General features: G+C 64.4%; 1 protein-coding gene (cut by both window edges). It reads right to left on the bottom strand.

This entire window lies inside a single protein-coding gene on the bottom strand: locus tag ACFVMC_RS28830, encoding a glycerophosphodiester phosphodiesterase family protein. The 116,319-nt coding sequence extends 25,867 nt beyond the window's left edge and 75,051 nt beyond its right edge, so the window shows coding positions 75,052-90,452, spanning codon 25,018 (complete) through codon 30,151 (partial); the first complete codon in reading order (the gene reads right to left) occupies window positions 15,399-15,401. Both the start codon and the stop codon lie outside the window.

Raw genomic sequence — 15,401 nt, 5'->3', positions numbered from 1 at the left:
GTCAGCGCGTCAAGCATCACCGCGAATTCTCGCACGGCTCGGCGATACATCGTTCGGACTGTATCTTCAGTGGCTCCCAAGTCCGTCTTCGCTGCTTCGATGTCGTAGCCGGGCAGCAGCAAGAGCTTGACACAAGCCTGGTAGCGAGACCCCAGCGTCGCGTAACAACGTCCGAATAGCGATTCCTCCTCCCGGAACGCTTCATCGAAGTCGCTCGGCGCCAGTTCGACAATCTTCTCCTCGGCTCGGCCCAGCGCGATCTTCTTGCTCGGCGCGGGACGTGCCGGAGCGGGCCTTGTCCCCCCAGAATTGCTGCCGCCCATCCGTTCACCCAGCACACGCAAGAGTCCCGCTTGCCACTGCTTGACCTCGGCTACGGTCACCCCCAGGGTCACAGCGACTCGCACCAACGAGGATCGCTGCAAGAATCGATGTTCGATGAACCTCTGCATCCTCTTCGCAGACATCCCACGGATCAGATCGCGCAGTTCCTCGGGATCGGCGGACCAAACCCTCTGCTCGTCGACGGTGAGGTCTGCGCCGGGCCCTGGTAGCAATAACTCAGTCAGATCACGAACGGCACCTGCACGCCATATCCCATTGCCCTCGACATGACCTGACAACGCTCGACGTTGATCCTGTCCGAGGGCTGAAAAAGCCAGCGCCAATTCTGAAACGGTTGCCACCGATAGACCGCGGATTCTGGAATCGGCATCGTCGAGTCCCTGACGCCGCAGCATCGACAAAGCATTTCGACGGACCTTCTCCAGGAACGCTGTGTCAGCAGCCGAAATCGGCCTTTTCTGAGCGCCCTCTGCGCTAACCCTCGGGTCTCCGATATGCCGCCCACCCCGACGCGGAATCTGCCGACGCGAACTCTTGCCGGCACCGCCGAAAGCCATCGATGGACCCATATCCAGGGAATCATGGTCGGTGTACGGCACAGTACTGCGCGCACCGCCGGTGGGCGCCCACACCGCCTTGCCCTTCCACTGACCCGGCCCCGTCATCTGCTGAACCAGCTGATTGATCAGGTCCGACAGTGCGGCATGGGCGAACGAGGGTGCATTGTTGAGCCACTCGCTGTCGGCTGGGTCACCCCATAGGCCGAAGAGAACCCAATCCTGGTGTTCTGGTGCGAGTTTCGTGAGCGCTTTCTGAAGGGTCGACTCGGACGCCAGAGTGAGCAGACCGCGATCGTCCACGGCGAAGGTTGCGAGAGCGGCCAGCAGATTCGCTCGAAGTTGTTGCAGCGCGGTTAATTCCATGGCTCTGAGCGGCGGCGCCGATGCGAACGCCGCCAGGCGCGCCGCCATCACACCGGCGGCGTCGTAGGATCGCAGTTCTGCGCGGAGCGCATCGATTGCCGTTTGCCCAGCGGTGTCGGAATCGACCATACTTCGCGCCGTCGCCAGCAGCTCGTTGTCACTCATCGTATTCGTCTGCACGACATCCACTTTCACGAGAAGACCCCGCAGCTGCCCGATGACGTCGCGTTGCCGGCGGCGCTCTTCATCGGCCTGTGCGAGCAGATGGTCGACTCTGCGCGACCACGACCCGGAGCGATTCGGCTCAGGTCGGCCGCGTTCGGCCAGCACCTCCGCGAGGAGTTCGGGATTGTCGGTGGTGATGGCGTAGACGCCGAGATCCACCAGCCGTTCCATCTCGGCGCGGGTGTTGACCGTCCAGGCCACTACCGGCAGCCCGGCGGCGTCGGCCTGGCGCAGGAACTTCTCGGTCACCATCGTGTAGTGAACCGACAGCATGGTGGCGCCCCGGTCCCGGGCCGCGGCCGGAAGGTCGCCACCGGGCGTATGCGGCTTGCGCAGGAGGTAAGCAGCTCCCATGCGCAGTTGAGCGAGGAGCGTCGCGCCCCGTTGCCCCATCCATTTCTTGTTCGCAGTCCCTGGGGCGATCAAAGCCACTCGCTCGACATCGGGGGCCAGTTCCTCGGCGTAGGACCAGACGCGTCCGTCGAAGCCGAGTATCCGGTATGCCACCTGATTCCGCTTGAGAATCTCGATGTAGCGCTGCATCCCCGCGCGGACCTGCTCGTCCGACCAGGCGGGAATCGCCTTGTATTCGACAGCCAGTGTGCCGTCCCAGCGCATATCCCGCACATAGGTCGCGAGGTCTTCCAGGAATGCGATCGGCTCGCCCTTGACCCGCAATGACCGCAGCTCAGCGTCGGTCATCGTGTTGATCGCCCGGCCGTGATAGCGCGGATCGCTGACGTCCGCGCTCAGCGTGGGATCGTGGTAGATGATCGGCGTGCCGTCGGCGGAGATATGCAGATCCAGTTCGATGACCTTCGCGCCGCCTTCGATGGCTGCGATGAACGCCGACATCGTATTGTCCACTCGGCGTGAATGACCGCGATGCCATTGGCTTTCCGGCCCGACCGGCTCGGCATCCATACCGCGTTCGCGGTCGGCTGCTCCAGAAGAATGCCCGCGTGTGGACTCTTCCGTCGACGCGTCGTCGGAAGCTATGCCGGTGAATCCCGCACGGTGCTTGGGGTATTCACTGGGCCCGACGCTCTCGTCACCGAAGATGATCGCGTGCACGGCGACGACCTTGCCCAGTTTCGGGTGGCCGTGCGCGCGTTCCAGCCGTTCGAACTGGTCGAGGGTGTACCAGGCGCGATGTGTGGTGTCGTAGATCCAGACGACGTCGCCGATCCTGGTCATGACGCGAGCATGCGCGCCGATTCCCGTACCGTCGCCGGGGTTCTCGTCACCGTCGGAGTTCTCGTGATCATCGATCACCAGAGCGAACTGACCGGCACGCAACCGGTCGCCGACACGGCGACGGGTGATTCGCCCGTGTTTATCCTGCTCAGTGAAGTTCTGCATGCGGCCGTGGAAGGCCCGCTCGATGCTGTCACCGAAGAACCCGGGCAGGCCGCCATCGCGTTCCAGCTCATCTGATTCGATCCCGGCGGAACGCAATACCCTCTGGCACTCCGGCACGCAATCGTCCACGAGGACACCTGCGATCAGGTCGGAGGACGGGGAACCCACGGCCCCATCGTCCGGCCTCACAGCAGGAATCCGCGCCATCCATTCGGTCGGGTGCGCCGCGTCGGAACCGGAATTCACCGGTACGCCAAGGGAATACAGCGTGCCGTAAGTGGCCCGCACTCCCTCTGCAGGACCTGGCTTGTAGGGGCGGCGCTTATTCGTCCTCGGGTCGTAGAGGTACAAACCTTTGCTTTGCTTTTCCAACACCCAGAACCGCAGGGCGCCGTTCTCGAGCTCGCTCACACCGGCGATCCGCGATCCTGGCGGCCATTTGTCCGTGCCCGAATTCTCGTGCCGGGCAGCGAGTTCCGTCGCCGCCGCGTCCCGGCTGGCGAACTGCCGCATATTGTCGCTCGCCGCGGCGATTCGCAGGTCCGGGACCTGTGGATTCGCGAACGGCTGTACCTCGTGCAGGCACTTCGTGTAGAGCAACTGATCGAGGGTCGGCCAGGTCCCGGGCAGGTTCGTGGCCCACCTGGCCTGCTGCTTGCGCTGCCGCAAGCCCAGACGCCAGGCGGCCGGGTCCACGAATCGGTTCACCATTCGATCCGCGAGCGTGGGATGGTGCACCTTCGGTCGATGATCCTCACGCTCCGGAAGCACGCCCACGAAGAATTTCGCCGAGTTCCGAAGTGGCTCGGACGGACTGCCGTCCGGGGTGTATTCGTAGTACCCCTCGTGAACATCGAGGAAGTTCAGGTGCTCCATATTGGCAGGCGCTCTGAAGAATTCTGCGATCGAGTCCGGGGCGGGGCCGTGTCCGATGCCGAGTATCGAACCGTCACTGCCCGAGATCCGCGCGCCCAACCGAGTGATCGGATCACGCGGCTCGGCCAGGACGAGAACCCGATCCGGTGGCAGACCAGCGTCCGCGGCCGAGATCAACGGGGTTCCCGGTGAACCGACGAAGGCGATCCCCCACACCGCGTTCGGCAGCATGCCGTTCTTGGCGGCGTGCCCGAGAACCGCCGAACCGTAACTGTGCCCGAACAGCACGAATTCCGCATCGGCGACCGGCTGGCCACGGTCTACAGCCGGTGGGGTGCGCTCGGCTTCGAGTGCGTACAGGTCGCGCAGCAGCAGCGGCGCCCCGCGGCGGGCCTTGTCCTGCTGGGCCGCCTCGAGCAGCAGCGCCGGCGGCTCCGTCGGCGCGTCGTAGCCGATCCAGGTGAGCGTGGCGTGCTCGATACCGGGTGCTTGCCGCCTGGCCTCGTCGTACAGATTGCCCATCCACTCCAGATTCTTCGGCACGTGCCGAAGCTGAGTTCGAATGATGCCGGGGATGTGGACGGCGATCCGCTTCGCGGTAGCAAACTCGCCCTGGGCGACCACAGCCTTACCCGAGCCGTTGAACGCGAGACTGTCGTAGTCGACCAAATACACTGGCACGTCCGGGAACCGGCGGCCGGCTTCATCGAGGCCCCGGCTGGCCTCCAGCATGTTCTTCAGCCGCTGCTGCGCGGCCGTATCGAACAGCGAACTGAACGTAAAACCCGGGCCGTCGCCGGACAACAGGCCGCCGATACCGCTCTGCTGGAGGCCGCGCGCCATGAGCTCGGCGATCTCCCGCGCGAGGACAGTGCGATTCGCGCCATCGCGGACAGCGACCGGAATTCCGTAGGCCCGGCCGACATGCTCGGGGAGATGCCGGGCGACCACTTCGCGCGCATCGCCGAGGCCGGCCCACCAGCTCTGCACCCTGCGAACGTGTGCGGCCGTGAACAGCGCCGCTTCCTCACACGTAGCATAGTCCGGGAGTACGATGCGTTCGGCGACCTCCGACCAGTCCACGTCGTCGATCCCGGCCAGTTCCTCCTCGGTCAGCCAAGAAACCAGCGCTCGCCGCACCTCCTCGGGGTACTCCCCCGCCACGACGGGTGGAAAGGCAACCTCGATCGTTTTGGAGGGGTCCTGGATGTATTCCCGCAGCAGGATTTCCAGGTCGGAGTCCTCGGCGGCGGGCAGGAAGCCGACCTCGGGAACATCAGCGGGTTCCTCCACATACGGTGCGGTGGCGTCGGATTCATCGACCTTTCCGGCACTGATGCGTGCCAGCCGGGCGATCGCGTCGCGGTCGCGAAGCGATCCGTCGGAATGCTCGAAGTTCGGGCGGTCAGGAATCTCACCATGCAGCACCGACCGAAGCAGGCGAACAAGCTGCACGAGGAATTGGCGCGCCCCGGATTTCGCCGCGTGATCCGAAGCTGCCGTGCCCCGCGCCGCGAACGACGCGACGAGGTTCCCACTCGACACATCGAGCACCGACACCCCCGAAGCGCCCCCCGACTCGAGCACGACAGTATCCACAACCCCCTCCAGCCGTGCCCGCCGCCGATCATCCCGCCGAGCCGCCGCCCGCCGAGCTATCTCACCGCCGCGCCCCGCGCCGACGACAGTGAAATGGGGGCTCGTTTGCGCGCGATCACCCCGATTTCGCTGTCCACGCCAAAATTCGATGCCCGCCCGCAGTCCCGCGAGGTCGCGGGTCAGCAGGCGGACGGCGGTACCCATGGCCTGTGCCCGCGCTGCGGTCGACTTTCTCGGCGCGTGGTAGCCCTGCCAGTGCAGGATCGACAGCGAACCGTCCATTTCCTGTGCGGCAGCGTCCGACACCCCGGCATCGAAGCGAGCGGTCTCGTCGGCATTTTCCGAGTCGACGTCCGGTACCCGCACAAGCACCGCCGCCGTGTCGTCGGCTTCCGGGTCACGCCTGGCGGTGACGAGTCGACCAGCCCCGTCGAACTCCTCTGTATCGCAAACGATCGCGAACACTTCGGGCGGTTCACTCGCGGTCGAGGTTTCGGCGGCCTCGGTGCGCTGGGCCGCGATCGCGACCTGCATCCGACGCACCCGCTCCAGCCGATCCCGGTCGGCCTGGGTAGCGCGCCCGTCGGCGATCAGGGCCTGCAACCGGTTCTCATCCTGCTTCAGACCGAGTTCGTTCGCCCAGGAACGAAAGCACACCGGAATACCGTCCGCGTTGCCGACGAAATGCGGATATGCGGCACAGATATCCCGAATCTGGCTCTTGGACAACAGATTCCACCGCTCGGCGTTGGCCCGCGCATGCTGTGCCGCCTCCACGGCCACCCGTGTCTCGTGGTATCTGTGGTGCCGCATCCGAGCGGCCACCTTGTCCCAGCGCGCGGTCTCGTGCGGGGCCGGCGGCGCCTCGCCGGGATGCAACCAGTACACCAACGCGTCGCGCACAGATTTGGGCAGGATTTCGGACACCGTCGCACCCGCCACGTCGTCGACAACCTCGGGTGTCAGCGCATCCGTCGCCTCGCCGCGTGGACGAGATTGTTCGGTCGCCGAACCGGTGTCGGAGACCGTCTGCGAGGTCGTGCCGTCTACCTCCCTGGCCATCCACCGGCCAATCTCCTCGTGCCCCTGTTCGATTTCGGTCGTGAGCTCGGCAGCTCGCTGCCTCACCCGTTCTTCCGCGGCCTCGAAACGAGCGCGGGTGTATTCGGTCAACGCCCCTGCGCTGTTCTGATCCGGATGCGGGACACTGCCGTCCGGCTCCCCCGCGAGACGCCGTTCTATCGCGGCGTGGCGCTTGTGTAGATCGGAGTCGATCGCCGCGAACCGGTTCTCCAGATTCTGCTGCGCTTCGGTGAAACGAGCGCGCGTTCGCTGTGTCAGTGATTCCGATCCACCGGTGCCCGCATCGGGAAGCCCGGAAGTGGTATCACCCGATGGTTCACGCTCGGTTCGCGATCTGGTGCCATCCGAATCTGGATGGGCAGTGGTGCCTTCCGATGGTTCGCCGTCGTCACGGGCACCTCGCGGCGGGTTCAACGGTCCCGGTTCCGGTTGCTGTCCAGGGGCGAGCCTGTACACCGGCAGGCCGTCGAGACCGTACGAAACCACCGTTATCCATTGCTTGCGCAGCTTGGGCAGCGGGAACAGCCTGGTGTACTCGCTCAGTTCGAGCTCATGGTGGCTCAGATCGACCGGATTGCCGGTCGTCATACCGGCCCGGATCGCCGCCCGCTCGGCGTCGGTGACGAACCGCGAATCCAACACCACGAAGCGATCCCGTCCGGGCACACCGACATTGCGGATTTCGATCATGTGAGAGAAACCACCAGCGGCGAGCGTTTCGTCCACGGTGTCGAGCGCCAGCTCCAGACGGGCGCCGGGTTTGCCCCGCAGCAGATCGATCGCGGAGGCGAACGAATGGACTCGCGGATCCCAATCACCTCGAACGCGTGCGGCGTAACGCTCACCCCACGAACTGGAATCCACCGCACCGTCGATGATCGCCGCTGCTCGCGCTGCGTGCTCGGCGGCCAGCGTGGCGAACCGTTCGGCCTCGAAGGCGTTTCCGGCACGGGCATACTCTTCCGACTTCGCCTCGGCCCGCTTCTGCTCCTCGACCGCGCGGACCCACGACACGAGCGCCATGGTCTCGGCGCACTCTGCCAACCCGTCTTCAGCCCGCGTGGACGTGGGCGCAAGTTTGTCGGCGATATCGTCGAGTCCGAAGTTCTCTGAACGCTCGAAATGCACCTCGACGAATTCATAGTCGCCGGGGTTGCCGTCCGTTTCCACGATCGTCGCCGTGGTGAAGCCGTGTTCTCGCGCCATCTTGCCGGTGAAAGTGTGCAGGGCGGCATACTTTTCGGAGAAACCCTCGCGTACCAGCCTGTTGAAGGTCTTCAGATTCGATTGTCCGAGCATGTCCTGCCACAGGCCGCGTATCACACGCACACGGCCTTCGAACGCCGACATCATTTCCTGGAACATCGCACGCCCGGACGGGGTGTCGATTCCCCTGCTGATCTTGAAACCGACGACGCCATCTGGATGAGCCGTACCGCTGGCGCCTTCGGCTTCGAACTCCAGCCGACGCTGCCCTGTCGTTCCGGAGGCGACCAGACCGAGTCGGCGTGCCCGGCGAGTAGCACTCTCCTCGCGGCTGACGTCGATTCGCAGCTTGCCGTCGGGCAACACTTCCGCATGTACCCGGCCGGTGCTGTCGCCGAATACTTCGCTCAACCACCGCACTATCCACAGTGGCCGATCGGTCGTGCCCGGATCGGCATCCGGACCACAGGCTATGTCACCGAAGTTCGTGCGATCCAAGAAGTCCAGCAATTTCTCGAGCCCAGCATCGTCGGGCACGTCGATATCCACGGCGTGCTCGTCGACAGCGTCGAGCGAATCGACGCCTGTGGAGGGTGATCCAGGTGCGGAGCCGGACTCTTCGGTCCAGCCGCGGTCACGCAGCTCTTGCGCCAGGATTCCCAGTGTGCGAGTCCGTAGCGCGGACACCGCGCCCGTGGTGATTCCGAGTTCACTCGCGATCAGGTGATAGCGCAGTGGGCCTGCCTCCCGCAGCAAGCCCATCCTCAGGTATCCCAGCTCATTGCCGTTCAAATGACCGGAATCCGCGAGTTCGCCGACTACCTGTCGCACTCCGGCCCGATCCACCGCGATCGCGTGATCGACCAGGATCGAATTCCGGCGTCCCGGCGTGGTGCGCTGTGGCTCGGTTTCTTCGGGCGGTTGTTCTGCCGAGGCTGTCGCCGACGCGCTCTCCGATGGGTCCGTCAGCCTGCCCGCCAAATAATCGAGTGCGTGTCGCAGCCGGGTCTGGAGCGCGGACTTGCTGATATCGAGTTCCTCGATCGTCTGCTTGGTCGATTTGCCGGCGAGGTATCGATATTCGAACGCCGCACGGGCGGAACTCTGGAGCGAGGCCGGTGAGGCGTGCTCGATCAGGCGCTCGACCAGCTGCCGGTCGTGCCGCAGATACCAATTGATCTTCGCCTGCTTGTCCCGCGTCTCGGGGTGTTCTCCAGTGGTGAGCTCCGTGACCATCATGGTGATCGCGTCGGCCAGCAGGCCCGACACGGCTCGATCACTCAGCCTGGTAGCTGTGACGGTCGCCGCGGCCGGAATCCGGTCCAGATAGCGCGCACGGAACACATCCGACTCGTCCGGCGTGAGCAGGTCCATCGCACACCGGAACCGCTCAGGGTCATCGCGGCGGACATCCTCGAAAAGACCTTGGGCAGCAAGCGATTTCGCCAACAGGTCAGGAATCCTCCCCCGATAGCTGACTACCTTGGACAGCGGAATACCGTACGTCTCGGCAATGTCGGCATTCGTCATCCCACGCAGATGAGCGGCTTCGGCCACCACAGCGTGTACCGGTGACAGCAACGCGATCGCACTGCGCACCGATTCCACGCTGTCGGCCTCAGGCCATATCTCGTGCAGAGTCTCCAGATCCACTGTCGCGGTGGCGGGTTCCGCCCAGTGCCCGGTCCGATCATCGTCGACTTCGGTGAGCGTTCGAGCGCTCGGATCATTCCCGTCGGCGGCGGTCACCGCCACGTCGTCCCAGACACGCGATGATCGTGGACGCGGCGCATCCTCGGTGCGCTTGGTGAATCTCGGCTTGCCGACGCCGAGGCTCGGCACCCGTGAAACCTCCAGGTGCCCGCTCGCCACGGTCAGTCCCGTAGCGGCCGATTCCGCGAGCAGATTGCTCAACTGCTCGACAGCATCACCGATTTCGTCAGAATCCAGCTGCTGAGCGTGGAGCCACTCCTCGACCACCCGGCTCAGCGCGCGGCGGTCGACCTCGAGAACTGTCGGGTCGATCACGATTCGCACAGTTCGGAATTCCCCGACTCGGTCGGTCGTCAGCTTCAGCCACCCCGGGAGACCGGGACGATCGGCGCAGGTAATCGCAACATTGTGATATCCGTCGTTGGAGGGCGCCATGGTCAGCCGGCCGCCGTCGGCCACCCGCAGGACCTGCGCGAGCAGGCTGTCGAGTCGAAGTCGCATCTCACTCGAGGGCTCGAGCCACCCGTGCAGGGCGTCGGCATCGACGTCATCGGCCGACCAGGCGACGAATTCGTCTGGCTCCCCGGACAATCGGCTGATCCAACGCGAATTCCGTGCCCATCCCTTGCCGACGGTCTCTGCCCCGGCCACGACCGTGACCGCGCGATCCGAATCGGGTCCGGTCACCCGAATCTCGATCGCGCCGGACTCCGCTCGCCCACGCGGCAGGTAGTGCACGCCGCCTTCGACCTGGAGCCTGGCGAACCGGCCGAACTCGGCGGCTGACTCTGCGGCGGCGGACAGGTACTCGGCCACGTCACCGGCGATATAGGCCGCCACATTCACATCATCGATCGACACCGAGGATTCCAGCGAATCCGCCAGTGCGACAGTGGTCACCACCCGAATCTCGCGGGCATCGGCAGGCCCGGAAGCGGTCAGCACGACTCGCGACTGTGTCCCCTCGACCGCCACCACCAGCGTCGCTCCGTCACCGCTCACCTCGACACGCGGGGCCTCGTCACCGGACCAGCCGTCCGTGATCGCGCGATACGCGACCTTGTGGACCAGATCCTTCAAATTCTCGAAACCATCAGCACTGATCAGTCTTCCGACAGCAAGCGCCCTCTCGACGGTGTATCCCTCGGGACATCGGACGCGCCGCGAGCCGTCGTCAGTGAGATCTTCAGGAACGTCTTCGTCGGATTCCACGGCATCGGCGTCCGACAGCGCCTCGACCAGGGCGGCCTGACCATCGAATGCCCTTGTACCGTCTTCGGATTCGTTCGATGCACGTGACGTTCCGTCGAGGCCACGGATCTGATAGTGCGGTCCGAGTTCGCTCAGCGCGCCGGGGGATTTGCCGGGGATAGGCGCACCTGGAGCACCATCTGGACGATCGATACGGTAGGTGGCGCGGGAGACATCCTCGGCCCAGGCAGGCAATCCGTCACGGTCGTAGTCGGTTTCGTAGCGGCGCAGGTCTACCGACCGGCCCACCATCAGACGGGCGATGTCGGTGTCGCTGATCGCCAGCGGCTCGAGCAGTTTGATCCGGCCGCGCTTGTCTTTGCGGGCTTCGATGATATGGGTTCCGACGACCCAGTCGCCGTTGGCGTTTCGCTGGACCAAGTCGACGGCGACTTCCATGCGCGCGCCGCGCGGTTGCGTGCGGCGGAAGTCTTCGATGAGGGTGGCGAGGCCTTCGCGTCGGTAGTAGACCGCTGTCGCCCAGGGGTGGCCGTCCTGTTCGACGTAACTGTCGGCATCGTAGTCGGCCAGGCGTGGCGGAATCGTGCCGAGTGGAACGGGGTGGGGTGAGCGCATGCGATTGATCAGCATCATTCGCCATGCACAGTCTTGGTCTACCGACCGCGCCCGCTCGGCAAACAGCTTCGGGGATCCGAGCGCCTCGATATCGAGCCAGGAGTAGGGGCGCTGCTCCGCGCCAACAGACCAGCCCCATCGCACACCGTCGCCGTCGACAACGGCTCGCACCCGCAGGGGCGACGAACTATGTGCTGCACGGATATTCGCCAGTATCGGCAGCAGGGCAGCAGACCGTCCGCGTACGACCTCACGGAGAGTATGTGGCAGATGACCGGCGAGTGCGTCCAGCTGATCGGCCGCGACATCGAGTGCGTCCGGATCGGCCGGCGCCATAGCCCATTCCAGATTCCACTCGCCTGTGTTCGTCGCGATCACTTCGAGGAACGAACCGCTCCCCCGTGACATCACCAGCTGCGTGAATTCCTGTGTAGTCTGTGCGTCTTCATCGGCGAGTTTGTGCCTTGCCAGGACATCGCCGGTGGTATCGACGAGGCCGATGCGGGTCAGGTCTGCGGCAACCTGGACAACACGATGGTCGGGCCCGGGCAGGCCGCGAACTTTCGCCACAGCCGATTCGACACCGACGCCACTCTCGACATGCGCGCTCGTGGACCACACTCCATCGACTGAACGCTTCGTACCGGGTCGTGAGAACACGGGCGCGACAAGTTGATACTCGGACTCCGGGAATGCAGACTCACCGTAGTAGTGTTTGAAACGCCAGTACTTGTCAAGGTCCTTGTGATATTCACCGGTTGGCATGTCCGGAACTGGGCCCTCCAGCTCGGCGAGACCAACCTCTGTGAACCCGAGCACCGTGCCGACGACTCGCCCGGTGAAGGTGGTGCGCGCCGAGTTCTCCGGGGTGAGGTCCGTTTGCAATCCAGCGTTGAAACTGTTTCGATTATCGGGATAGTCACTGCGCCACTCTCCGAGGAACGCCCGCGCCCAAGGTCGCAGAGCGGCCGCCATCTCCTCGAACATCTCCAGTCCGGTCGGCGTTCCGTCACCAGCGATAATCGTGACCTCGAGAATACCGTCGCGCCGGACCTTGCCGGAAACTCCCTGGAATTTTCCGCTGGTTTCGTACCGGTTCAGATAGGTCGCGAGATACTTGCGGGTGGGTTCTTCGTCGAATACCTCTCTGCTGGGTTCGTCGAATACCTCGAACCACGCGAAACCATTGCTAGTCCCCCCCGACAGCTCGGTGCTCTCGATCATTGCCCGCAGCTCGGACTGGTCATCAAAGGACAGTGGCCCTACCGGTATCTCCACACGCAGCCGGGTTGGCTCCCCGGAGGTTTCGACAGCGAAATCGCCGACAGCACTGCGGTCGTGCACACGTCCGGTCAACCGATTCGCCAATGAAACTGCAACCGCAACCTTTCGGCGGTCGATCCACCCGGCCATCCGGGTTTCCATCTGCGCCTCGAGTAGCTGTGATCCTGCGATTTCGACACGTTCGACAGCCTGGAGCGGGTGTCCAATATCCGATTCTCGATATTCCTGCTGCGATGTGCGTCCAATTCTTCCCAACACCATCGTCCGCGCCGACGCCCGGCCCGAGATCCCGATCGACAGCGAGGTGAACTTGGTCCGCGCCTCGAGCCACCGGCTCGCGTCCACTGCCTGAACCGGGTTCCGCCAGGTGGCGAGCACGTCGCGCCACAGCCCTCGGAGTGCGGTCAACCTGGCCGACGGCAAGTCGGGCCCATCGGCACGCAGCCACGTGTTGTGGAACACGAAGCGAACGTCGTCACCCCTGGCCTTCACCTCGAGCATCAGCTCAGCGGAGGCACCGTGCTCGATTTCCAGCGTCCAATCCCTCGAACCAATGCTCGGCTGCACCCTCAGTCTGCCGCCGACCAACAGCGCCTGGGCAACAACACTCGGCACAGTCGACGATTTCCAGTCATCGAGACCATCACCGAGTATTCGAATCAGTTGTTCGCGCATGCGCGCCGCAGCGACCACGTCGCCGGATGCCACGCTCGCCTCGAAATATCCCGGGATATGAGCCGACTCTTCAAGGCCCCGATTGGCTTCGCCCAGCACAGGATGGAATCCCGGTGGACGGAACTCGAATTGAGTCTCACGACCTCGTTGGCGCAGACTGCTGCGCAGTTCCGTTGGTTCCCTCTCACCGAGTTCGGCCACGAGAGCAACCGAACCGGCCGCGACGGGATAGGACGGTGCTTGGCGGCCCAACCATGCCCTATGTTCCTTCGGCCGATCTGCGGACAACCAGACATCCAGGTGGGCATTGACGACGTTCTCCCAGCCATTCTCGCCGACCCGCGCCTCATAACGCACTCGGGGAACACCCGGTTTTCCGGACAACGTCACGACATATGCTGCGCCGCTACGCTCGTTGATCACCTCGACGCTCAGCCCCCAGGCATCAACCTCCGCAACCACCTGGAACGCCGCCATGTCTTTGACACCATCCGGGGTCTGCATCGCCTCGCGTAGCATCGTCCCGACCCGATCTACGAGGTCATCGTCATGCTGCTCGCGAATATCCGATTCGACGAATTCCCAGTCCGCCAGCAGGATTCGCAGGTGGTCGGTGAACCGGGTGCGATCGTCGCGATTGTCCTCCACGCCGGGTTGGTCGTGCCGGAGAACAGGATTGGCGGCAGTATTCCGTTCTTCGAGATCATCAGGATGACGCAGGCAAGCCGTGAGACGGCGTGTCGCACCAGATTCGGAACGCGCAGGCCCGATCGGCTCAGCGGCGGACTCGGGCGAACTAGAGAAGTCCCAGACCACGGCATCGGTGACAGAAGTATCCACCACATCGGCCGTCGGCTCCTCAGCGGCCGGATCCCGCTGGAACCGGAACAGCGTGTCGCTGGAGACCATGGGCTCACCCCAGGCCAGGAAGTCGGCACGCACGCGGTGGTACACCGGGGCGGGGAACGGATTCGCCTGTGCTGCAACTACATCGATGGTCAGTAGCGGCGCATCAGCACTCTCGGTCCGGCGAACGGTAACCGTGTATTGGCCGGGCCGCCCGCCGACCAGATCCAGGATCTGGCGAACGGTCGCGGACAACCCTGGACCGCGACAGGCAGACGGGATCAAGCCACCGATCTTCTCGTGAGCCACCTCGTCGGTCAGGTCCGCGCCGTCGAAACGGCCGTCCTCGATATCGAAGACCACTTCGGCGGCACCCTCCGAGGCGAGCTCGCCGACACCGGAATCGGCTGGGCCGAGCCGGTCATCGATCCCCGTGGGCGGCGATTCGGCGGCCGCGGATTCGGGATCGAGTGTGTCGGTGGCGTCGCCCAGATGGCGAATCAAGGTCACTCGCAGGACATCCGGCTGGTCGAAGGCACCGGCGACGAGGTTGTCCACGTCGGTTTCGCTCAGGTCGAGGACATGTGAACCGACCGCATGGGGACGACCGATCACCAATTGCACACCGGGATCGCCGGTTCCACGTAGCTCGACGACGTGGACGTGGAGATCGCGCGGTCCGCTGGCGTGTTGACCGCCCTGTTCGACGATTCTCGAGATCGCGCCACCGACGCGTTCGGCCTCGGCGGCTGCCCGGCCGAAGCTCGTGAGCGCCGCTTGGATCAGTGCACCGGCGTTCGCCGCTCGGGTAGTCCGGTCACGGAACGGGACGACCAGGCCGACGCCGGTGAGATTGCGGGCCGCGGGATGATCGAAAACGGTGACCTCGATGTCGAAGTCGGCACGCAGTCGCTCTGCCCGCTCGATGCCGGTCATCGACGGTGCGGCACTCTCGCTCTCCGCGGACGCCATAGCACGCTGGACGGCGGCGGCCTCGTAGAGACCTCGGACGAGCTTGGAGTCGTCGAGGATGATGTGGTTCGCGGCCTCGCCGGTGATCTTCCCATTGTCTCGCATCTCCGCGAGCCGATTCCGGATGCCAGCGATCTGCGAGTCGTTGAATCCGCATCGCTGCCGAAGATCTCGCTCCAGCTTCGGGAAGTCCAGTGTTTCCAAAGCCGCTCGGACCGCTTCCGGCAACTGCACGTCGAAGAATTCGACGACGAACGGCGAGGAGATCCCAGCCAGGTTCGCTGGGAAAGCGTTTCCGTTGTCGATCAGGAATTCGCCGAACACGTTGTCCCGATGCCGGTCCCACGCACCCATGAGGTAGTCGATGACAGCCTGCCAGGCCGGCACGAGTTCAGGTTCGGCTCCGTCGGGGTCGAAATCGGCCCACGCCTGTTCCGATCCGGTAACCGTTCGTCCATCCGGCAA

The sequence above is a fragment of the Nocardia sp. NPDC127579 genome, assembly GCF_042672005.1.
In the GTDB taxonomy this organism is placed as follows: domain Bacteria; phylum Actinomycetota; class Actinomycetes; order Mycobacteriales; family Mycobacteriaceae; genus Nocardia.
This window is presented reverse-complemented; position numbering and strand designations above follow the sequence as displayed.